A 22,450-nucleotide genomic window follows, 5' to 3' on the forward strand; every position below is an offset into this window, starting at 1 on the left:
GCGTGGCTTTGGGGTACTACGGGGCGCTATTCCTCTGAAAAGCTCTGTTTTTCGGATGTGAGGGGAACTACGTTCCTTTATTTTGCCGACGTCACCTGAAAAGTGTAGCATGCGGAACAAATAAGAGACTGTAGTTGGTCATCGAGCTACCACAGTTCCGCCACAGCTGCCGCCGCTATAAAAAATTTTTAGGGGTTGGCCAAAAAACAATCAATTGTACTTATAGATTTGAAGTCGATAAAATAATATTCATTATGTTACATAATTATTCATTTCATCATTGGCTTTATCCATGCAAATAGTCAATCATCACGAGGTTTTGACAGGGGGGCTTATACAATGATCCAAGAGAATTTAGATGCCAGTAAGAGCAAACAACAGATTGAGCAAGCTGTAGATTCGCTTGACGAGCAACTGAGACGTATTTCTAAGCAAATTCATGCGAATCCGGAACTCAGCTTCCATGAACATAAAGCGAAGATGTGGTTGGTTGAACCCTTACTTGAAGCGGGATTTGAGGTAGAGCAAGGGATTGCGGGTTTAGAGACCTCGTTTCGCGCTACTTGGGAAGGTCAACCGGGAGGGCCGACGATTGCGCTGCTGGCCGAGTATGATGCGCTTCCTGCGATTGGCCATGCTTGCGGCCATAACTTGATTGGGACTGCATCCGTAGGCGCCGCGCTGGCGTTGAAGGAAGCACATCCTGATCTGCCAGGTAAAATCGTTGTCTTAGGGACACCTGCCGAAGAAGAAGGCGGCGGTAAAATCATCATGTGCAACGAAGGCATCTTCGATGGCATCGACGCCGTGATGATGGTCCATCCGCAAAATAAAACGATGGTTCTGCGCGGAGCACTTGCTTGTGTCGACGCAACGTTTACCTTCCACGGGAAGCAGGCACACGCTTCTTCCTCTCCAGAGAAAGGAATCTCTGCGCTGGATGCCTTAATTAATGCCTTCGTTGCCATCAACGCCATCCGTCAGTTTGTGAAAGAGGATGTGAGGATTCACGGCATTATTACCAAGGGCGGAGATGCGCCGAATGTCGTTCCGGAGCTGTGTGAAGCCGTATTTATTTTGCGAGCGTCGACGGTGGAAGAACTGGAAATTGTCAGAGAAAAAGTATATCGGGCCGTTCGCAGCTCGGCAGAAGGTGTTGGAGCTACCGTTGATATTGCGGAAGGGTTAATTTATGCGGAGCGGAACAACAATAAGGCTTTGGCTCAATTGTTTCAAAACAATCTGGAACAGATGGGCATAGAAGTATCCGCGCCGCCGCAAAAGGGAGGTGTCGGTTCCTCCGATATCGGGAATGTCAGCCAGATGACGGCGACGATCCACCCGTATATCCGACTAGGAGATGCCACGACGCATACGCCGGAATTTGCTCAGTTGGCGGGTTCGGAAGAGGGCATGATTGAATTGAATCGAGCGGCTAAAGCGTTAGCCCTTACCACGTATGATTTATGTACGGACAAGTCGGCGATGCAGCGCGTTCGCAATGAGTTTACAGCGTGGAAGCAGAATAGAGAGGGGGGAACGGGCATTGAATAGTATAGCAAAAGATAGTCCTCGCAAATGGTTTAAAATGCCTCATACCTTTGTTATCTTATTTATCCTTGTTTTCGTTGCAGCGGCATTAACGTATACAATCCCTGCAGGAAAATTCGAACGTGTCAAAGATAAAGTGACTGGAAAATCCTTACTCGTGACAGGGTCGTATCATCAAGTAGATGCGAGTCCGGTTAATTTAGTTGAAATTCCGAAAGCAATCGTCCACGGGCTGGTTTCTTCGGCGGATGTAGTCTTCTTTATTTTCATTATTGGCGGGGCCTTCCAAATCATTTCGTCGACAGGTACGATTGAGGCGGTAACCTCCAGGGTGGCAAAAACATTTGCCAATAAGGGCAGGTGGGTGATACCCATCTTCATTACCCTGTTCTCAGTCGGTGGTTTTACAATGGGAATGTCCACCGAAGTCATGGTTTTCGTTCCCATTGGGATCGCGATTGCTCGTGCGCTCGGTTTTGATGCTTTGACAGGTACGGCGATGATATCCTTGGGGGCATCCTGCGGTTTTACGGCGGGGATATTGAACCCGTTCAACGTTGGTCTGGCTCAAGCTATTGCGCAAGTGCCGATGTTCTCGGGGGCTTGGCTGCGCGTTATTTTATTAATTTGCCTGATCACCGTGACAAGCTTATATTTGGTTCGATATGCAGGTAAAGTAAGAAAAGATCCAAAGCAAGGGCTTGTTTATGATTTAGAGCAATCTGTTACAAACGAGAAAGTCGATTTCTCCAAGCTGCCGACCATTCAACTCAAGCACTACCTTACAATTGCTGCGGTGATCATCGGTTTCGGTCTCGTCATTTGGGGTGTTTCGAAAAAAGGCTGGTGGATGGAGGAACTCGGTGCGTTATTCTTGACCATGGGGATTGTGTCCGGTTTCAGCGCAGGTTATGGTCCAAGCCGTATCGCCAGCGAATTCGTCAAAGGTGCAAGCAGCATTACTTATGGCGCGTTCATCATTGGTATTGCAAGAGGTATCATGGTCGTGCTTGAGCAAGGAAATGTCATCGACAGCATCGTGAATGGACTGTCCATTCTTGTAGGCGACTTGCCAAGTTCAATTCAAGTGCTAGGTATGTACGCTTTTCAAAATATTATGAACGTATTTATCACCTCTGGTACAGGTATGGCGGTTACAACGATGCCGATCATGACACCATTGTCCGATTTATTAGGCGTTACGAGACAAACATCCGTATTGGCCTTCCAACTGGGCGACGGCATCACGAACATGATTCTACCTACCTCTTCCGCTTTGATGGGCAGCCTGGCTGTATCGGGGATTGCTTATCAGAAATGGGTAAAATTTTTCTGGCCGTTGATGTGTATGTGGCTGATTATCGGTGCCATTTTTATCATCGTGGCGAATGTGATCAAGTATGCATAAGTGATGTTAATGCAAAGTATGCTCTTCCTATTTAAATGGGGAGGAGCATGCTTTTTTTCTACCTATCAGCTAGTGAGTTACCCAAACTTCAAAGTATAATTCCTTGCTTTATGGAGAACCTATCTCATTAGTGAAATTGTTTTCCTTTATTTGGGGAGGATGCTATGGAATTTATTATACTGTGGGCCGTCACAATACTGTGTTTTGCTTCAATGTTCGTCTGGATGCTTAGGAAACCTATAAAAGACTGGTTGATTATTTTTTTCTTGAAGTCAGTTATTACAACAATTACCGATTGCTTTATCATGGCAGCTGATTTATTGGATTATCCGATTCGCTTCTTTCCTAAAGTTTTCGATACAAACATTGTATTTGATTTTCTCGTTTTTCCTACACTCTGCGTCTTTTATAATATAACTACGCAGCACTCGAATTTAAAAAGCATCTTTGTACAAGCACTTTTGTATAGTATTCCGGTGACATTGCTTGAATTTTGGGCTGAAAGAAATACGGAATTGATTACGTACAAACACTGGAACGCTTTTGTAAGCCTGGTTACTTTAATAGTAACTTTTTTGATTGTTCGTGGAGCGATAGCTTTAGTTCGTAAAGCGGATTCTTATGTTTGATTGATGTTTTAAATAGTATGCCGGCAATAAAAATCCAGCCAAAAGCTGGATTTTTTGTTGTATAATTATTTTGTTTAAATGGAAAAAACAGGGGTGTTTTGTGATGGAAGAATGATTGTGTTGGAGGAGGGGGGGTCAAATGAACAAGCAAATCCTTTTATTTGAAAATGAATTTAAGAATCATAGGATTAGGATATGGCTTAATAATCCACCACCAATTTCAATGGACACTATTGATTCATTTGAACATCAGATTAGACCGAAAATACCTATATTACTTAAATCAAATATCTCTGTTGTTGTTGAAATGAATAAAAATCAGAATGCCAGCAACTACGCCTTGCTAGGGGCAATGTTTATTCCTTCAGACAATGAAGTTTTACAAGTTAAAGGACTTATTAGTAAAGACACAGGAAGAGTTTTATTAGATAACATCGCTAAACCAAACGATATGATTCAAATAGGAATACCTTTTGAGTATGCTCAAGCCATTTCGAATATAACACTTAGTTTTAAATATTATGCTAACTTGCTACCAACCGGGCACTTATTGTTTAATCTTGGTGCGCACGCTGCTGTGGGTTCAAGTAAAGCAATTTTTGCCAATGTGACTAGGCTAATCTATAGGTTGCTTATAGCTGATGTAAATAATCTAAATCTCGAAGAGAAGAAAATAATTATTCATAACCATTTGTACGAATGAAAGCGTGAATTGATTGAAAAAGAGGATTGATATGATGCATGACGACTTCATCTTCAATATGGATTATGATATGTGGGATTAAGCCAAAGAACAGATAATAGAGCAAATTTCTTATGAAGTTTGGTGGGAAGTACATGAAACTTAGAGGTACGAAAACGGAAGAAAATATTAGAATAGCATTAATCAATCAGCATAAGTCTTTGTTCCACGATAAAGATAGACAAAGAATGTTGTTCGTGCTGCGAAAACATTTTCCCAATATTAAAACAGCATATATTATCGATTGGATCCCAGATCAAGGTGAGGATATTATTACTTTCCTTATAGATACAAGTGTAATTGCCCAAATTGAATTTGACCTTATGGATTTGGATTCTGAACCCACAGTTGAAATTTGTTCAATTGACGTTTATTCTAATGGGTTTCGAAAATTGGCTCAAATCAAACTTGCGGTTGCATTGGATTTAGCACATAGAGATATTGAAAGATAAAACGTGGATTCATATTAGCTTGCTCCGAAAGTGGTGTGAATTATTGAAACTAAAATTAATACATTTTCCGTTGCTGTTGGTAGTTGCATTCGTAGCATATCTTGCTTTTCCTTGGCTGCTCATATTTATTGGCATTCAAAGCAAACCAAATCCTCCACGACCTGAAATTACATACGGAGAATTTCCATTTCGTTTGAAGTATGAAATTAATGGAAATCAAAAAGTGATTGAAGATACATTAATATGTGAGTTCGATGGTTTTGGTGCAGATGAGGGACGAGGGAAATATCGTAAATGGAAACAAAGATTGGTGAGTGGTAATGAAAGAATAACAAAGAATAACATTGCTAAAGGTTGATAACGCAACAGAAATATACTTTACGGCTGGTAGGACAGAATACTATATGGGTGATCCATATTATACGAATAGTAATAGTAGTTTTCCAAATGCCTCAGTAGTAAAAAAGGAAGGTGCGATGTCAAAGGATAGTTTTCTTAAGGCAGACGAATTACTTAAACAGTACAATATAAGATTGATCAGTTGGGACGTTAGTCCGCCAATTAAGAATAATTTTAACCAATTGGTTTTTCAATAAAAGAGTAGTTACTTATACAACTCGGTTGAGTTATGTGCTGGCTTTTTGTTATTTTATTATGTCAGAGGGTGCTAAGTTGGAGGATATTTATAAACTTATTAAAGATTTGAGTTGGAATAACCCGGAACACGTTCAACGTGATGCAGTAAAAGAATTATCCAACCTGAAAGATGAAGATGTGATTCTTCTAGCTAAACAATCAAATGATTTGTGCAGTAAACCATGCTGGGACAATGCCGCGATTGTATTGAAAAATATTGGTTATCCAGCGAATGCAATGGCGTTGCCTTATTTAATGGAGTGGTTTCAAGACATAACGTGGCCAGGTGTAAGACCAATTATTACGACACTAAAAGATATAGAGACAAAAATACTAATTCCACATATTAAAAATGCATCGATTTCAGCAATTAATGAAAATGATGATTGTTGGGCAAATGGATTAGTTTATTTAATAAAAGAACTCAATCTAGATCAAGCAGACTTTAATAATGACAAATTATTTTGGAAATTAGAAAAAATAGCTGATAGATGAAAGTAATACTACTTATTATTTTTTATTTTCAAATATGAAGAGTGTAAAACAAGAAGTGTCCAACGTCTAATCGAGTCTATTTTTCGGATGAATATAACGGAATTGTACGAAGCCACCCTTCTTGTTTTCAGGTAAAGAACAATTTGAGTATCTAAAATGTGGATTCATTTGACACTAGAAAGTGTAATTTATAAAAACGGATGGTGAAGAAATTGTCATTATTAAAAAGACGATTTTCCTTCTGGATTTCTACTATAAGTATCATTATTTGTTTAAGTGATTATATGGGTAGTGGTTTTGCAAATATTTTTATTAGATTAATTCCACCAATAAATATTCTTGCAAATGTTGAACCAATGAGACATTGGATGTTTGATTATGAAAATAATAAATGGGGAGCATCGAGCAGTATACTGTTAGAAGTTAATTTTTTAACATATTTTATATTTTTTATCACCTGGTTTTTGGTGGGGTTATTTATTGACATACTTGTTAAACGCTTTAGAAGAACAATACAACTTGTATAGTTGAAATAGTTCATGCAACCCGGTTTCAATAATCAATATACTAATATTCAAGTTCAAAATTTAAAATCAGGACTATCTGCGATGAAAGATTGATTTTATTTGGGGGCGAATTTGTTTGAAATTAATCTTCTTAGATATTGATGGAGTTTTAGTGACTACAAATTCATTGACACCAAGTGATAAGTATTTTGGTCATACGTTCGATAAGACCTGTGTTCAAAATCTAAATGAGATACTTAACTTCACAGGAGCAAAAATCGTCATTTCGTCTTCGTGGAGGGAAGGAAGAACATTGGTTCAGTTACAGTCAATTTTCAAGGCTAATGGTCTAGAAGATTGCGTTATTGGTGTAACCCCTTCCTTTAATGGTGAAACAATCAGAGGAGCTGAAATTAAGGCCTACATAGATAGTTTTGATGGTATTGAATCTTTTGTGATTATTGATGACGAAGAATCAATGGGCAACTTCGAGTCATTCCTTATAGAGACCGATTTTAGGACTGGAATTACAAAAAGCGTAAAAAATGAAGTGATAAGAAGATTAATGATAAATCCAACTGTATAGCTGTGGAGGGATAGTTTTGATTGAGAATTGGTCTAAATGGAATCCAGAAAATATTGATGAACTTCCGACAACTACTTATCTAAAATCCCTTACTCGAAATGATGATGCACTCCAGATTTCGTTTGAAACCAAAAAACAAGGGCAACTAATTAATGTAATTTTCGATGGTCACATTCTATCTTATCGTTCAACTGATGAAGGACAACGACTTAAGATGCTCTGCGACTTAAGTGAAAAGTATGGTGAACTCTTTTACAAAGAATGGCGTTTCTTCAAAGTGGAACATTCTACTTATATTAGTTGGCTAAATGAACAAAACTTAGGGGTATTAAGCAACTGGGAAATAATTCATTTTGTATTTATAACTAATCTCGACGTTATTGAAGTTCTATCAACGTACAGTCCCAAAGTGTTTATTTTTGATTGATAAAGCAGAATCAACCAACGAATACATAAACATTACTTGCATTATTCCTAGCTATCGCCATTCAACAGGTGGAAATTTATATATTAATGCTGATGAATTAATTTTATATGACGTAAATGACAATGAATTATCTGTTAATCACTTAAGGGAAACGGCAAAAGATTATTGGGAAAGATTCAGTAATGGAAATTGAATAAAAGAGCAAATTTATGAAGTTGCTCTAACGGATTACGAGAGTGCAAGAACCAATAACAAGAAGCTGCTACGAAACAACGGGCAGCTTTGCTGCGCAAACATGCAGTAATGTTGAAATGGTAAGATAGGAGAGAACAAATGAAGTTTACATGCTTAGTTTGTAATTATATAGGCTTAGAGGAACCACCATACGATTTACGCGGATTTGGTTCTGATGAAATTTGTGTTTGTTGCGGTTTTCACTATGGATATGATGACAATGGTAACAATAAAAATCCCTATGTAATTGAACAATGGAGAAGAAGTTGGATAAATATAGGATATAAATGGTTTTCAAGTTTCACCAAACCACCGTCAAATTGGAGTCCAAAAGAACAATTAAAAGGTATTACCTGAAAAGCTTTTTGTGCTAACTGATAACGATTGTTTCAAAATAAAAGAGAACTTTCATTGTAATGGACAAAACCAGAACTAAGGAGGGAATGTAAAATGTCTGAACGGAGACCTAACTCACTTATAAACGAAAAATCCCCCTATTTGCTTCAACACGCATACAACCCGGTCGACTGGTTCCCTTGGTCTGAAGAAGCCTTTGAAAAAGCGAAGCAGGAGAATAAACCAATTTTCCTATCTATTGGATACTCAACTTGCCATTGGTGTCACGTCATGGCACACGAATCCTTCGAAGACCAGACCATAGCCGACATGCTGAATAAAGATTTCATCTCAATTAAAGTAGACCGTGAAGAACGCCCAGATATCGATCACATCTACATGGCAGTGTGCCAAGCGATGACGGGACAAGGCGGCTGGCCGCTCACGGTGTTCCTGACGCCGGAGAAGAAGCCATTCTTCGCCGGAACGTACTTCCCACGCAGCCGGAAATACAATCGTGCCGGGATGGTGGAAATACTCGCGCAACTTTCAGCGAAGTGGCGGGAAGACGCCGAACGCGTTCGCGAAGTCGGGGAACAGATCATACAAGAGACATCAGCTCGGTTACTGGAGCATCATTCTGGAGGAGAATTGACGGAAGAGACGCTTCACGAAGCGTTCCGTTTATATGAGAGCTCGTTCGATCCTGAGTTCGGGGGATTTGGAAATGCGCCGAAATTTCCAACCTCGCACAATTTGTCGTTTCTGCTCAGGTACTATAAGAAAACGGGGAACGAACGCGCCCTTGCAATGGTCGAAAAGACGCTGGATGCCATGCATCGCGGGGGCATGTACGATCATATAGGATTTGGTTTTTCCAGGTATTCGGTTGATTCCCAATGGCTGGTTCCGCACTTTGAGAAGATGCTGTATGATAATGCGCTTTTGCTTATGACTTATGTAGAAGCCTATCAAGTTACTGACAAAGCCAAGTACGCTGAAGTAGCGGAGCAGATCATTACCTATGTATTAAGGGATATGACCGATGTTGGTGGTGCTTTCTATTCGGCGGAGGATGCAGATTCCGAAGGCGAAGAGGGTAAGTTCTACGTATGGACACCCGATGAGGTAGAACTTGTGTTAGGCATAGAGGAGGGAGACCTCTTCTCCGAGTTGTTTGATATTACGGAGTCCGGTAATTTCGAAGGGCACAACATTCCGAATCTGATCCAGACGACGCCTGCTTCTTTTGCCAAGCGGAAGCAGATCCCTGCGGATCAGCTGAAGCAGCGGATGGAGGAAGCCCGCGTCAAGCTGTTCGAGCACCGCGAGAAGCGCATCCATCCGGGCAAAGACGACAAGATTCTGACCGCGTGGAACGGTCTGATGATCGCTGCGCTGTCCAAGGCGGCCCGCGCCTTGGACAAGCCGGCTTACGCGGAGGCGGCCGCGAAAGCCGCGGACTTCCTGCTTCGCGAGCTGCGCCGCGAAGATGGGCGCTTGCTCGCCCGCTATCGCGACGGCGAGGCCGCTTTTCCAGGCTACGTGGACGACTACGCGTTCCTCGTTTGGGGACTGATCGAGCTGTACGAGACCACGTTCGAGCTGCGCTATCTTCGTGAAGCGGTCCAGCTGAACGCAGAGATGCTTCGTCTCTTCGGAGACGAAGAGAAGGGCGGGCTCTTCTTCTACGGCAGCGATGCCGAGCAGCTGCTCACCCGCCCCAAAGAGATCTATGACGGCGCAATGCCGTCGGGCAACGCCGCAGCCGCGCTGAATATGCAGCGGCTGGCGAAGCTAACCTACGACGCAAAGCTGTCGCAGGCCGCGGATGAACAGCTCCTGGCTTTTGCCGGAGCTGTCGCGTCTTACCCGCCGGGCCATGCGCTCATGCTGGCGGCGCTTGATTTCGCTTACAGCGAAGCCAGCGAAATCGTCATTGCCGGCGACCCGGCGAAGCCGGAGACGCAGCACATGCTGCGCACCGTACAGCGGCAGTTTTTGCCGAATGCGCTGCTCATTCTTCACCCGCCAGGGGCAGCGGGAGAAGAAGTGCGCAAGCTGATTCCGCTTGTGCAGGACAAGCTGCCCTTGGGAGGGCGCGCGACAGCCTATGTATGTCAGAACTTTGCCTGCCAAGCGCCGACACAGGATCTAGAAGACCTCGAAAATCTTTCCCGTATTGGATGATAATAATTATCATTATTGGTTACAATAACAATAGAAAGAAAAAAAGAGGCCCGAAAGGGCCTCCACACACTCTTTAAGTTAAATAGCTCTTAAACTAAACTTTAGGTTCAAATGTTTTGCAGTCTGTTTCTTCGGAATTGCGCGCTTGATTGCTGCCGTGGTGGCTCACGACATATATCGAGGACGCGTTGCATTTATTGCCATTTGCCCAGTTTTTGCAGGAATTGACTTCGCAAAGCACATCTTTTGCCATCGGTTATTCACCTCCTTTACCTCATAGGTTGGGGTAAAAAGGCATGTTTTTATACATGGTCAGACACGAAAATGGAAAAAAGTATAAGGATTCGCATTCACCATTCGTCCGAATGACTTCATATACTTGGAGTAGAGAACCTACTTCAAGAAGGTGAAATTATGGCTGAAAAGGAATTTCAGCAATGTGTCAGATGCAAATATGTTGCGGACAAAGAGGAAAGATATTGTATCAAATGCGGAGCCCCACTCAAAAACCGCTGTACACGGGAAAAAACGTTGCTACACAAGGGCTGTTCGAAGGTGAATAAACCGGATGCAAAATACTGCGCGGATTGCGGAACGGCAACGATATTTAACGAATGGAATCTACTGTAAAACTCGGTTTTCCTCCAAATAGCGGACTCCAGTTCCCTCAAAGTAAGTCCAGTTGCTATTTTCTCAAAATTGTTGCTTTCTTACCCAAAAATGGTGTCAACCGTAGATGTACAGAGGAACTATATTTCAAAGTAAACATAAAAGCACTGCCAGGAGCATCCTGACAGTGCTTTTCTGCTTCAAATAAATTACTTGTTCTGCAAAATCATCGTCCACAAATCCGAAGAATCATAACCAAGCCGCCAAGCTGCGACACCGGCGATGTCATACTTTTTGGCCACATCCAATCGAGCCTTGACAGTTGCGGAATCTTCTAACCAGAATACATAAGTAAAGCCGTCTTCCTGGTACTCCACGCGATACTGACCGTATGTCGTATCCCATGTCTGTTTGACCGTTTTGGAAGCGAGCAAAGCTGGAATATCCTTCATCAGCACAGTCCGGTTACTTTGCAAGGCGCCGGCTGCGTCGAGTTTCCATTCTCGCACATAGTAAGGGATGCCTAGAATGATTTTGTCTCGCGGGATACCATAGGATAAAAATTCTTGAATCCCACCATCTGTCCAAGGGAGACCTGCAACGGAACCGGCGGATGTACTCCCCTTATAAAATTGGTCATAGGCCATGATAACAACGTAATCCACAACGCTGCCGAGCTTCTCATGATCAAAAGCGGAAAGATGATTCCATTTGACACTGCCGCGCGGTAGATCGATGGAAATTGCCAAGCCGTTGGAGTGCGCGTAAGTTGTTAATTTGGTAATAAAAGTAGTGAATGCATTGCGGTCCGACCCTGCAAGGCTTTCGAAGTCCACGTTGATGCCAGGAACGCCAAGCTGCACGGAACGATCTACCAAAGCTTTAATGAATTTATCCTGGGCCTTGCTATCGGCAAGGAATTGCGTCGTTAAGCTGGCATTGAACTGATTACTGACGAGAGGGTACACGGTAAAGCCGCTGTTTTGCAGCCATTTGACAGTATCGGGATTCGAGCTGTCTTTGAGATTACCTGCAGCGTCCGCAAGCTCGAAATAGCTTGGTGAATCGACATCCAGTCCAACTGTGTTGGAGACTTGAGCTTTTATCGCATCGCCACCGGATTGGCCGTTCCATCCCCACACTTGCAATTTCTTGAAATTATCCCATAGTATGCGGTGTTCAAGCGTTTGAATGGAGCTGTTGTTGTACTGTACGCCATAGTTCAGCGCATCAGGAAGGTTCGTATACTCGCCGATTAGAGAGGCGTTCTGGAACACTTGATAAGCGGCAAAATTGTTCCAAATTTTGTGGCCATCCTTGAAAATGGTGGCATGTCCCCATAATTTTGCATAGTCAATGGCTGCATCTAATGAAGTGAAATCCTGAAGAAAGGTATCATTTTGGTATACTTTATAGGATTTAAGATTGCTGTATACGGTTTTATTCGTGTTTTTATTAACGACGGTCGAGTTGCCCCAGTTCAAGGCTTCTTTTACCGCGTCCTCCAAGGAAGCGAATTCCCAATTATCGGCTGAAAAAGTACCTTGATAGACCTTATAGACAGGATCTCCAGCACGAAGCAAGGTTTTATCCTCATTAGAAATGTTGTCCCAGACCCAAGCCCGACTGTTTAAGTCAATGATATGGGCGCTGCCCCATTTCTTCGCTTCAGCGATGGCTTCATTCAACGTTTGAAATCTCCAAGAGTCTAGAGTAACTTCATTTTGATATACTTGATAATGAGGATAGTTGTCCCACACCCAGCCCGTGGAAGTTAGATCACGAACACTGGCATTGGACCATTTTTTCGCTTCAGCAATAGCAGCATCTAATGTGGAGAATTGCCATTCTGGGAGTGTAGCGTCCATTTGATAAACCTGATAGCGAGGAAAGTTGTTCCACAACCACTTGCGTGTGCCAATCTCTTCTACATAACTATTGGAAAAACCTTTGGCAAAAGTTTCCGCTTGTTTATATGTAGCAAATTCCATGAGTACTTGATTATACTGATAAACCCGGTATTTCGTTGTTTTATCGGTAGTGCCGCCTGCGGTTCCTGCTGCTTGTACAGCCTGCGGTATCGTTATGGATAACAAAAGGGTACTCGTCAGCAGCCATTTTCCAACTTTCATAGATCACGCCTCTTTCTCTTAATCTACTTAATAAGACGTACGGAATGATAGAATGGTTGCGATGGAAATAGCTAGAAATGTAAGCGAAATACAAGGTGATGTTGGACGATAGAACAACTTTCGAGTAACATGAGGTATACATAGTCATTATCGTGATCAGAACAAGGTGGAGGAACGATTTATGAAGCAGTATCCGGAAGCTTATATTGAATATTTACTGCATTTTCATGCGGAGCGGGATTATTTTGAATGCCATGAGGTTATGGAAGAATTTTGGAAAGAGCATCCAGGGGACGAACGCAGCAGAACGTATGTCGCGTTGATTCAAATAGCGGTTGGCATGTATCATATCAGACGCGGGAATCGCGCAGGTGCTGTAAAAATGCTGCATAGCGCAGAGCGTAATGCGCAGGCTGAGCATGTGGCTTCTTTGGGGCTTGACCCTGAGAAACTTGGCGAGTTAATTGGACAGACTTGGGCTCAAATCGAGCGGGATGGTTATTTGTATCAAGATATTAATTTGCCGATCGCAGATTTGGAGTTATTGGCGTTATGCCAGGCCGAATGCGAGCGAAGAGGGTTGACTTGGCATGCACCAAGCCGATTGGCTGATATCGAACTCATTCAAAAACATACACGAAGAGACCGGACAGAGGTCATTGAAGAAAGAGCAAGACAACAGCAAATTCGTAAGGAAAAGGGTGGCGCCAAGTGAACTCGGAAGGTAAAGTACTTGTCGTAGATGATGAGCCGAATATTGCGGAAGTGGTCAGATTGTATCTGGAGCATTCCAACTATGAACCGATTCTTCTGCCGCGTGGGCAGGAGGTTCTTCGTACAATTGTAGAAGAGAGACCGAGCTTAGTTTTACTCGACATTATGCTTCCGGATATTTCAGGCTATGAGCTATGTGAGATGATTCGTAAAATGGATGCTCCGTATCATCAGACACCGATCATTTTTCTAACGGCGAAAGGCGAATCCATTGATAAATTAAGAGGATTTAACTTAGGAGTCGACGATTACTTAGTTAAGCCATTTGATCCTAATGAGCTTATTGCCCGCATTAAGGCTGTACTGCGACGTACGGTTCAAGTCCCGACAGATGTGTCAGCTTCGCAAAATTCGTCTCGTAAATTACTAGAGATCGGAAATATTGTGATTGATTTGGATCAGTATCGGGTGACCGTAGGTGGGAAACGAATTGATCTCACGCCAAAGGAGATTGAGCTTCTGCATTTCCTGACCAGCCACCCAAGCCGTGTTTTCACTCGTGAGGATCTGCTTGGTTATGTGTGGAATTTTGATTTTACCGGTGGCACGCGTACGGTTGACGCTCATGTAAAGAATTTGCGTAAAAAGCTGGGACAACATGATACGTGGAACATTCAAACGCTATGGGGAATTGGTTATTCTTTTGAGGTGGTCCAGCATGTTTAAGCTTTGGCTTAAGGGCAAATATAACAGCCTTTATCTGAAAATCTTCTTGTCGTTCCTGGCGACATGTGTGCTTTTCTTTGCGGGATTGTTTTTGTTCTGGAACTATTATTTTACGGATTTGTTTTATAAGGACAAAGTTGAACTGCTGGAGAAACGGGTTGTCGAAGTGACCCGGCTTATGAACTCTGTTCAAGACGGCACCATTTCCACGAGAGAACTGAAATACACCGTACGCATTTTAGCGAGAAGCATTAATGGGCAGGTATGGCTCGTTGACGATAAAGGGAATATTCTGAACGGCTCCTCAGACAGTGAAGGTCGAACGATCCCTAAGCAGATGGATACGCAGTTTATCGACGGATTGCACGGCCACAGCGGTTACGGCATGGTCACTTTAACGTCCCCGCAGGGAAGAACGATTAATGTATTTACATATCACGCCCCTTATCAATTAAATGATCAGCCAATGGTTTTCATTTTGCATTTCCCGGCTGAGGACATTGGTGAAGCTATTTCCGCTGTAAGGGTTAATATTCTGGTTCCGCTCTTGTTTTCTCTCTTGGCTGTAGGGTTCATCCTCTACATTATTTCACGAAAACTCGCCGGCCCCCTTCAGCAGATGAACCGTGCGGCACTCGAACTGGCGCATGGTGATTTTACGACACGTGTTCCGGTCACTTCACATGATGAGGTCGGGCAGCTTGCTGCAAGCTTCAACTTCATGGTGGAGCAATTGGAAGAATGGGAAGGGACTCGGCAGGAGTTTCTGACGAACGTATCCCATGAGCTGCGTTCACCGCTTACGACACTGCGTGGTTTCATCGTGGCGATGAACGATAAGATCATCCCTGAAGAGAAATATTCACATTACCTGCGCATCTGTGATCAAGAGGTTCAACGGCTGCAGCGTCTCGTTACGGATTTATTAGACCTTGCTCAGATTCAAAATGGTGTCGATGTGTTTCGACTTAGACCGGTCGTTATGACAGAAGCACTTGAAGAATCATTGGAATTATTGAAAGCGCCAATCGCTGTTAATGAAATATCACTGCATCTTATTTTGCCTAGCCCGGATAAGGAACCTGCTCAGGTTCCACTAGACCCTGATCGATTTGCTCAGATCGTCCATAATTTAATTTATAACTCTTTAAAATTCACGCCAAAAGGCGGGACGTTAACCGTTGCTTTGGAAGAAGCGGAGCATGAAGTCCATCTGTTCATTCGTGATACGGGAACTGGGATGACGGATGCCGAGTTGGCGCGCATTTGGGATCGTTTCTATAAAGCGGATGAAGCAAGAACATCAAGATCAGACGTACCAACGGGGACGGGGCTTGGACTTACGATTGTCAAGCATCTAGTCACAGGTATGCATGGCACGATCCAAGTACGCAGCCGAGTAGGGGAAGGAACCGAATTTTGTGTAACATTTCCGCGAATTTCGTAGAGTTTCACAATTTTTTTACAACTTAAACAAACTTATTTCATGTTTGAAATGTATCCTGATCCTATTGGACAGGATTTTTTTGTCTTGGAGGTGTATGTTTGATGAAATACACTTGGAAAGCAGCTATGGGTTTGACGCTTTTTTCCTTCCTATTGGGTGGTTGTCAGACTCATTTGCCGGATCTTTCCTCAACGCAGGCTGTGATCGCATCGCCCCCAATAACCGAGCAAGCTCTCCCCGAAGAAAACCCCACAGAAGACGTCCAGAATGTGAAGGAAATGCAGCTGGTCATGTTCTCTCAGGAACTGCTTCTTATGGACCGGCATACCAATTTGTCCATTACTGCTAAGCAAGCAGAGACGATTCTTCCATTGGTCCGTAAAAGCATAGATGAAGGAAGCATGAACGAATCCGAACGCAAGCTTGTTCTTGGCGGCTTGACCGCAGATCAAATTGCTTTTCTAGAGGAACAATCCAAGCAAGAAAAGGCGCGATTTGCTGAGCGTGCGGGCAACCAGGGGGATGAGCTCTCTTCCGAGGAACGAGAGAAGCGGGTGAAAGCTTTTATGCAAAAAAGAAAGACCGATCGACAGGCAGAGTCAGACTTCATTGACCGTGAGCATGGAGAAAACCAGTTCGATCCTCGAAGCATGGGGATCAGCGTAGAGCAGCAGTTAATGGAATTACTCATGTCCAAACTCTAAGGAGGAAGTTACTTCATGAAATGGTATCGCAGTAAGTGGTTTATTATTTTGATCGCGGTAATCGTCTGCGGAAGCGGCACTTATGTTTATTTGACGAAAGGTAAGAAAAGCAAAGCAGCGGACGTGAAGGAGGCTATTTACGAGGTTAAAAAAGGTAATATCCGTTCTTCCGTTTCCGGTACAGCCCAATTCGAACCCAAAGATACACAAACGATCTCTGTTCCGGTTGATTCGGACATTAAATCCATTAATCTAAAACGGAACCTGGCGGTGAAGGCCGGGGATGTACTTTTAGAATTGACGAGTACAAGCTTGGAAAGTGATTTGCAGGATGCCCAGTTGACTTACGAGCAAACGCAGAAGGACTTGGATTCTTTGATGGCTCAACAAGGATTAATGGCTGTTAAGGCTCCCGTTAGCGGGAAACTTACCTATGCCACGAACCTGGAGGAAGGAGCTACGATTAACAAGTCGACTAAAATTGCAACCATTTCCGATGTAAACAACTTGACGGTGACGCTGCCATTTTTTGTAGAAGATGCTGCACAGCTGCACAATGGCGATCCTGTTGATCTTACGATAGATGGCTATATGATAACGAAAACAGGCAAGATTCAAAGCATTTCTAAAGACCCGAAATCAGATGGAAAAGGCGGTAAAGTAGTCGATATTGATGTTGCCATTCCCAATGACAACTCCATGGATGCAGGTACGAGCGTGCTGGGCAGCGTGACAATCGGCGGGCGTGCGGTTGATTCGCAAGCGAAAGCTGCGCTTCAATATGTGAAAGTCACAACTGTTTTGGCAGGCACAACCGGCAATGTGGCCACGATGCCTTTAAAAACAGGCAATATGGTTCGTCAAGGTGATTTACTTGCAACGTTCGCGAATGATACGATCGGCGATGATATTCTCACGAAACAGTCTGCTCTTGAGCGTGCGAAGCTGAAAGTGGACTCGGCGCAAGACAAGGTGGATGGACTTAAAATTTTAGCGCCATTTGATGGTGTATTCTCAACGGACTTTGTTAACAAACGCAATGATATTCTTAGTCTTTTACAAGTTGGAACCAAGGTAACCAGCGGTATGCAGTTAGGAGCCGTTGCGAGCATTGCCAAAATGCAGCTACCGGTACAGGTAGATGAGTTAGACTTGCCTAACGTTAAGCTTGGGATGAAGGCTGAAATCAAGGTCGATGCGTACCCTGGCCGCATTTTCCCGGCGGAAGTAACGCAAATTTCTTCTGTGGGTACAACAACGAATGGTGTAACTGCTTATGATGTCGTACTCGCTGCCGATAACAAAGATAATGTATTGAAATACGGCATGACGGCTACAGGTGAGATTTTGATTCAAGACAAGAAAGATGCGATTTACATACCTCCTGAAGCGTTGCAGCTACAAAAAGGCAAGCGTATTGTCACATTGAAAAAAGCGGATGGAACCGTAGAACCTGATCATGAGGTGAAAATCGGGATTCGCTCGAAAACGCAAATTGAAATCACAGAAGGTCTGAGTGAAGGAGATAAAGTTGTTCTTCCTACTGCAGTAAAAAGACAGCAAAACCTCAGCCAGGACGAAATTAACCGTTTAAGACAGCAGTTCCAACAAAACGGCGGAGCAGGTGGAGCCGGCGGATTTGGCGGCGGTGGTGCAGGTGGTGGATTCCCAGGCGGCGGTGGTGGCGGCGCAGGCGGAGCTACCCGGACTAACGGTGGTGGAGGCGGCGGTGGCGGTAACAGATAACACTGCCGGGAAAGGAGTTCGTGCGGTATGAATATCATTGAGCTAAAAGATATTGTCAAAACCTATAAACGCGGTTCAGAAGATCTACCTATCCTGCGCAGTATTTCGCTTACTGTTGAAGAAGGCGACTTCGTAGCCATCATCGGGCCCAGTGGATCCGGTAAATCAACGCTGATGAATACCATTGGGCTCCTGGACGTTCCGACGTCGGGGAGCTATATCCTGGACGGTGTCGTAACCGAACGTATGAGTGATAATGAGCTTGCTGCGCTTCGTAATCAAAAGATCGGTTTTATTTTTCAACAATTTAACCTATTGCCTCGTTTATCCGCGATGGAAAATGTGGAGCTCCCGATGATCTATGCTGGAATTCCAAGAAAAGAACGGCGGGAGCGGGCGCATGAAATGCTCAAAATGCTCGGGATGGGCGAGCGGGGCCATCATAAGCCTAGCGAGTTATCCGGTGGTCAACAACAACGTGTAGCGATTGCCCGAGCCCTTGCGATTTCGCCATCGCTTATCTTGGCGGATGAGCCGACAGGAGCTTTGGATTCCCGGACGGGGGAAGAGGTTCTGGAGTTAATTTTGCAACTGAATGCGCAGGGAAATACCATCGTTCTGATTACCCATGATCATCATATTGCCGATAATGCCAAACGCGTCGTTGCCCTTCGTGACGGCGTCATCATTGATGATTACCGGAATAACGCTGACAAAAGCGATGTTAAGCAAGAGGTGAGCGTATGAAGGTAAGTGAACTGCTCAGGATGTCGCTGCAGACGATTGTCTCCAGTCCGCTGCGGACCTTTCTGACGATGCTGGGGGTTATTATCGGAGTTAGCTCTGTCGTGACGCTAGTGTCCATCGGGCAAGGGACTTCGGAACAAATCGCCAAGCAGTATGAAAATATGGGGACCAATCTTCTCGTTGTTACAGCGACAGGAAACGGTCGTGCGACGCAGTTGGATTATAATGAATTGATGAATTTCGAGAATTTTGAGGAATTCAAATCCATTGCGCCTACAATGACGAAGAATGGCTCCAATGTCAAATATGATCGAACGCAAGAGAAGTACAACGTACTTGGAACTAATGATCGATACTTGGACATTATTAAAGCGAAAGTCGATAAGGGCCGTAACCTGTCGCCGACGGATCTTGAGTTTCGTTCCAATGTGGCGATTCTCGGGAGCGAAGTAGCGAAGACATTTTTTGGTACTTTGGACCCGGTTGGAGAGGAAATCAATATCGATGGCGCTGTGTTCAGTGTTATCGGGACCCTTGAAGCAAAAGGTTCTAATATTGGAGGAGCCTCGGTAGACAGCTCTATCATTGTGCCACTGGAATCGGCCAGACGTGTGTTCAAGCTGGGGCAAATTCGTACGACCTACGTTGAAGCGCCAACCAAAGAAGATATTTACACTGCTCAAGAAACGATGAAGCAATATTTGACTTATAAATTTAAAAGCGATACAGGCTTCGTGCTTACGAATCAGGATGAGCTGCTCAAGGCACGGACTGAAGCAACGAACACACTTACGAATCAATTAGTAGCTGTTGCTCTTATTTCCTTGCTCGTCGGCGGTATCGGAATTATGAACATTATGTTGGTGACGGTCAGTGAACGGACGCGAGAAATCGGGATTCGTAAATCCATCGGTGCCAAAAGGCGCAATATTTTGCTCCAGTTTCTTGTCGAAGCCGTCGTCATCAGCGGACTTGGTGGACTTATCGGGCTTGGATTAGGGATCGGTTTATCCTACGCACTGCCCTATTTCAGCCCGAAACAAACGACTAGCCTCTCCTTGGATATTAGTTTATACGCCTTTTTATTTTCCGTATTGGTCGGTGTTATTTTCGGTTTATATCCGGCCAACAAAGCATCCAAACTGCGTCCGATTGACGCCTTACGATCTGATTGATGAACAAAAGAGGAGGACTACCTGTGAAGCAACATCTTAAAATGAAACGCTTGCTTAGCCGCTCAGCACTTATGCTAACGGCTGCAAGCTTCCTGACACTACCTCTGGCCACATCGGCTTTCGCTGGCAAGGAAGGCGTCTTCCTGAGCGATTCCGTCTACTTTACATTAGACAAGGTTTCCTTGTCCTCAGGAGCGGACGACGGCTCCCTTCGTTTTTCTCTTGGGCTGAACAATAACAGCGCTTCGCCCGTGGATTTTAACAATTATGGTGTTAAAGTTATGGATACGAATGGGGTTTCTTATACGGCTAAACTGAATGAGAAAGTCAACGGCCGTGTGCAAGCAGGGGAAACCGGCACTTTCAAATTCAGCTCCGAAATACCTGCGAATCTGACACCGGGTCAACTGAAAGTGGATATCTTCGAATGGAACTACAATACGATGCACGATATCGGGGCTTTATCCGTAGAAGCCGCCATGAATGAAGCGGGGCAATCCGTGGTGCAGCAAGCTGCCATTAACCTTCAGGAGGTAGACACTACCTTCGCAGATGATGCGATAGTGACAGCTCAGCTAGGCAATAGCTACAAAGTTTACAAAGACGGTGCATGGTTGGTTTATACAGACTTAACGTTGGAAAATTTAAGCAATACGACCCTTAAGCTGCCGGATGCGCTTGAGCTTAATTTGCAAGATAGCAAGGGATTGACTTACGTCTCCCAATTTATCTCGGGATCAGGACAAACCTTACTGCCGCAGCAGCCTGTTAAAACGACCATTCAAACAGCGGTTCCGGCATCCATGGATGCGAACGGGTTATCCCTGCTTTTCTCGCCAAAAGGCAAAGTGAAAACGACGGTACTCGGGTCATTAAATGTAGCCAAATCATTCGTGGTTGGTAAAATCGGCGACGACACCCAATACCCGGATGCAGATCTAGACGGGCTACATATCACTACAACGTGGGCCGCGGCTAGCAAGCAATCGGATGGGCTGCATCTTCAAGCCAATGTCACGTTGACGAACAAAAGTGACGGCATTATAACGATTCCTAACTTGTCTGCTTCGTTTCAAGCACTGCGCGGTAGTGTGGCGGTTACGTCTTCGGATAATGCCGCTCGGACGTCCTACTTATCGCCAAATGAATCGACGACTTTCCGCTTCTCCGGTATTTTGCCAGCCGGTCTGAGCACAGATGCTTTGCAGCTGGTCGTTTCAGAGAAACAAGGTACGTCGAATAACAGCACGCAAACGAACACAGGAACGGGTGCAGATACGGGAGCTGGTTCAGGATCTTCCGATACAGGGAATTCCACGAATACAGGCAATACTAGCAATTCTGGCAATAGCAAAACAGCGTCGCTGCCGGTTACAATCACGACACTGGCGGGAGCTGGACAAGGCGGAGAGAACTCCTCTTATACTTCAGCGGAAGATTACACGCTCGGTACGCCATTCAAACTGTCGTCCAATTCGCTTATTGACTCGAATATTGATGTATCGCTTGTAGAGCTTGGAATGAGCGAGAATACAGACTTCGGCTTCAAAACCGTCGTTGCCAAATATAAACTGACGAATAAAGGGACGACATCGTTGAATTTACCGGATTTCCAAACCGATTTGACCAACGATGAAGGCTTTACTTATTCGGGTGATCGACAATCTACTGTTGCGAAGACGATCGCTCCGAACACCAGCTATGTGTTGAATTACTCCTACTTGGTGCCTGGTACAGAAACGGCAGATAAGTTGGCGCTTAACTTATATGATGCCAATCGTTTAGCGATCGGCTCCTACAAAACAGCTGTTCAACCAGTACCAACAACGGGTGCCGTATCCTTGTATCCGTTTAGTATTGCAATTAACGATTACAGGGTCAGTGCAACGTATAGTAAAGATCAATCTTACGCATACCGTCTGCGCCTGGATCTGGATGTGAAACGTCAAGAGCAGGTCATTACAGATGCTAACTTCTCATCTCTGGTCTTCGAGGTTGTCGATTCGGAAGACCGCCTGCTTAGCACCAAGACCATGAGCTTCGTAGGCCAGGACAAAATTATGTCCGGCATTCAGTTTATCGATTTCGGTTCAATTAAATCCGAACAACTGAACACGAATGTTAAAATTAATCTGTACGAGGTTGTTACTACACCGAGCGGTGACGCGAAACGTTTGGTAAAGACGTTGATTATGTAAAAGAAAGTGCTCATCCCTTGGGGATGGGCATTTTTTTATTGGGGTAAGCTTCGGCTTACC

At 44.1% G+C, this 22,450-nt stretch carries 24 protein-coding genes; 22 read left to right on the forward strand and 2 right to left on the reverse strand.

Features of this window, described 5'->3' with window-relative positions:
- The first annotated feature begins 339 nt into the window (after window positions 1–339).
- From GON05_RS30515 to GON05_RS30575, 13 genes are all read left to right on the forward strand, one after another.
- Window positions 340–1,554 (forward strand): M20 family metallopeptidase, encoded by a 1,215-nt coding sequence (locus tag GON05_RS30515; protein ID WP_157324623.1) that lies wholly within the window; start codon window positions 340–342, stop codon window positions 1,552–1,554.
- A complete protein-coding gene (locus GON05_RS30520; protein WP_246239589.1) occupies window positions 1,547–2,959 on the forward strand; it encodes a YfcC family protein in 1,413 nt (470 codons plus the stop codon). Before GON05_RS30515 ends, GON05_RS30520 begins: the two co-directional genes overlap by 8 nt.
- A 164-nt stretch (window positions 2,960–3,123) precedes the next feature.
- Window positions 3,124–3,588 carry a CBO0543 family protein gene (locus GON05_RS30525; protein ID WP_181646354.1) on the forward strand — a complete coding sequence of 155 codons (465 nt, stop codon included), beginning with the start codon at window positions 3,124–3,126 and terminating at the stop codon, window positions 3,586–3,588.
- A 139-nt stretch (window positions 3,589–3,727) separates the two neighbouring features.
- Complete coding sequence (locus tag GON05_RS30530; RefSeq protein ID WP_157324629.1) at window positions 3,728–4,291, forward strand: hypothetical protein; 564 nt, start codon at window positions 3,728–3,730, stop codon at window positions 4,289–4,291.
- Between the two features lie 134 nt (window positions 4,292–4,425).
- Window positions 4,426–4,782: a hypothetical protein gene (locus GON05_RS30535; RefSeq protein WP_157324631.1), complete on the forward strand. Its 357-nt coding sequence runs from the start codon at window positions 4,426–4,428 to the stop codon at window positions 4,780–4,782.
- Window positions 4,772–5,140: a hypothetical protein gene (locus GON05_RS39965; RefSeq protein WP_338114235.1), complete on the forward strand. Its 369-nt coding sequence runs from the start codon at window positions 4,772–4,774 to the stop codon at window positions 5,138–5,140. The genes GON05_RS30535 and GON05_RS39965 overlap by 11 nt, the downstream gene beginning before the upstream one ends.
- Before the next feature lie 272 nt (window positions 5,141–5,412).
- Window positions 5,413–5,913 carry a DUF5071 domain-containing protein gene (locus tag GON05_RS30545; protein ID WP_338114247.1) on the forward strand — a complete coding sequence of 167 codons (501 nt, stop codon included), beginning with the start codon at window positions 5,413–5,415 and terminating at the stop codon, window positions 5,911–5,913.
- Between the two features lie 203 nt (window positions 5,914–6,116).
- Window positions 6,117–6,440 (forward strand): hypothetical protein, encoded by a 324-nt coding sequence (locus GON05_RS30550; RefSeq protein ID WP_221435282.1) that lies wholly within the window; start codon window positions 6,117–6,119, stop codon window positions 6,438–6,440.
- 115 nt (window positions 6,441–6,555) lie between these two features.
- Complete coding sequence (locus GON05_RS30555; RefSeq protein ID WP_157324637.1) at window positions 6,556–7,005, forward strand: HAD domain-containing protein; 450 nt, start codon at window positions 6,556–6,558, stop codon at window positions 7,003–7,005.
- A gap of 16 nt (window positions 7,006–7,021) precedes the next feature.
- Window positions 7,022–7,432, forward strand: a complete 411-nt coding sequence (locus GON05_RS30560; protein WP_157324639.1) for a hypothetical protein — start codon at window positions 7,022–7,024, stop codon at window positions 7,430–7,432.
- On the forward strand, window positions 7,425–7,625 hold the full coding sequence (locus GON05_RS30565) for a hypothetical protein (RefSeq protein WP_157324641.1): 201 nt from the start codon (window positions 7,425–7,427) through the stop codon (window positions 7,623–7,625). Before GON05_RS30560 ends, GON05_RS30565 begins: the two co-directional genes overlap by 8 nt.
- 140 nt (window positions 7,626–7,765) lie before the next feature.
- Window positions 7,766–8,023, forward strand: a complete 258-nt coding sequence (locus tag GON05_RS30570) for a hypothetical protein (RefSeq protein WP_157324643.1) — start codon at window positions 7,766–7,768, stop codon at window positions 8,021–8,023.
- 93 nt (window positions 8,024–8,116) lie between these two features.
- Window positions 8,117–10,192 (forward strand): thioredoxin domain-containing protein, encoded by a 2,076-nt coding sequence (locus GON05_RS30575; RefSeq protein WP_157324645.1) that lies wholly within the window; start codon window positions 8,117–8,119, stop codon window positions 10,190–10,192.
- A gap of 94 nt (window positions 10,193–10,286) precedes the next feature.
- Here GON05_RS30575 and GON05_RS30580 read toward each other — a convergent pair whose 3' ends face one another.
- Window positions 10,287–10,445: a DUF1540 domain-containing protein gene (locus tag GON05_RS30580; RefSeq protein WP_157324647.1), complete on the reverse strand. Its 159-nt coding sequence runs from the start codon at window positions 10,443–10,445 to the stop codon at window positions 10,287–10,289.
- A 161-nt stretch (window positions 10,446–10,606) separates the two neighbouring features.
- On the opposite strand from GON05_RS30580, the gene GON05_RS40155 reads away from it, so the two are divergent.
- Window positions 10,607–10,822, forward strand: a complete 216-nt coding sequence (locus tag GON05_RS40155; protein ID WP_397369812.1) for a double zinc ribbon domain-containing protein — start codon at window positions 10,607–10,609, stop codon at window positions 10,820–10,822.
- Window positions 10,823–11,010: 188 nt separating this feature from the next.
- On the opposite strand, the gene GON05_RS30585 is transcribed toward GON05_RS40155, so the two are convergent.
- Window positions 11,011–12,933, reverse strand: coding sequence for a glycosyl hydrolase family 18 protein (locus GON05_RS30585; protein ID WP_157324649.1), 1,923 nt, complete (start codon window positions 12,931–12,933; stop codon window positions 11,011–11,013).
- Window positions 12,934–13,114: 181 nt separating this feature from the next.
- Here GON05_RS30585 and GON05_RS30590 point away from each other — a divergent pair, with 181 nt between their 5' ends.
- The 8 genes from GON05_RS30590 to GON05_RS30625 all read left to right on the forward strand — a co-directional run bounded on the left by GON05_RS30590 (window position 13,115) and on the right by GON05_RS30625 (window position 22,390).
- Window positions 13,115–13,648, forward strand: a complete 534-nt coding sequence (locus tag GON05_RS30590) for a DUF309 domain-containing protein (protein ID WP_157324651.1) — start codon at window positions 13,115–13,117, stop codon at window positions 13,646–13,648.
- Complete coding sequence (locus GON05_RS39970; RefSeq protein WP_127451600.1) at window positions 13,645–14,373, forward strand: response regulator transcription factor; 729 nt, start codon at window positions 13,645–13,647, stop codon at window positions 14,371–14,373. Before GON05_RS30590 ends, GON05_RS39970 begins: the two co-directional genes overlap by 4 nt.
- Window positions 14,366–15,820 carry a sensor histidine kinase gene (locus GON05_RS30600; protein WP_157324652.1) on the forward strand — a complete coding sequence of 485 codons (1,455 nt, stop codon included), beginning with the start codon at window positions 14,366–14,368 and terminating at the stop codon, window positions 15,818–15,820. Before GON05_RS39970 ends, GON05_RS30600 begins: the two co-directional genes overlap by 8 nt.
- A gap of 101 nt (window positions 15,821–15,921) precedes the next feature.
- Window positions 15,922–16,524, forward strand: coding sequence for a hypothetical protein (locus GON05_RS30605; protein ID WP_157324654.1), 603 nt, complete (start codon window positions 15,922–15,924; stop codon window positions 16,522–16,524).
- Window positions 16,525–16,539: 15 nt separating this feature from the next.
- Window positions 16,540–18,270, forward strand: coding sequence for an efflux RND transporter periplasmic adaptor subunit (locus tag GON05_RS30610; RefSeq protein ID WP_157324656.1), 1,731 nt, complete (start codon window positions 16,540–16,542; stop codon window positions 18,268–18,270).
- A gap of 27 nt (window positions 18,271–18,297) precedes the next feature.
- Window positions 18,298–19,017 carry an ABC transporter ATP-binding protein gene (locus GON05_RS30615; protein WP_127451607.1) on the forward strand — a complete coding sequence of 240 codons (720 nt, stop codon included), beginning with the start codon at window positions 18,298–18,300 and terminating at the stop codon, window positions 19,015–19,017.
- Window positions 19,014–20,192: an ABC transporter permease gene (locus GON05_RS30620; RefSeq protein WP_157324658.1), complete on the forward strand. Its 1,179-nt coding sequence runs from the start codon at window positions 19,014–19,016 to the stop codon at window positions 20,190–20,192. Before GON05_RS30615 ends, GON05_RS30620 begins: the two co-directional genes overlap by 4 nt.
- 23 nt (window positions 20,193–20,215) lie before the next feature.
- Complete coding sequence (locus GON05_RS30625; protein ID WP_157324659.1) at window positions 20,216–22,390, forward strand: hypothetical protein; 2,175 nt, start codon at window positions 20,216–20,218, stop codon at window positions 22,388–22,390.
- Window positions 22,391–22,450: the final 60 nt, after the last annotated feature.

The sequence above is a fragment of the Paenibacillus anseongensis genome (assembly GCF_009757995.1).
In the GTDB taxonomy this organism is placed as follows: Bacteria; Bacillota; Bacilli; order Paenibacillales; family NBRC-103111; genus Paenibacillus_E; species Paenibacillus_E chondroitinus.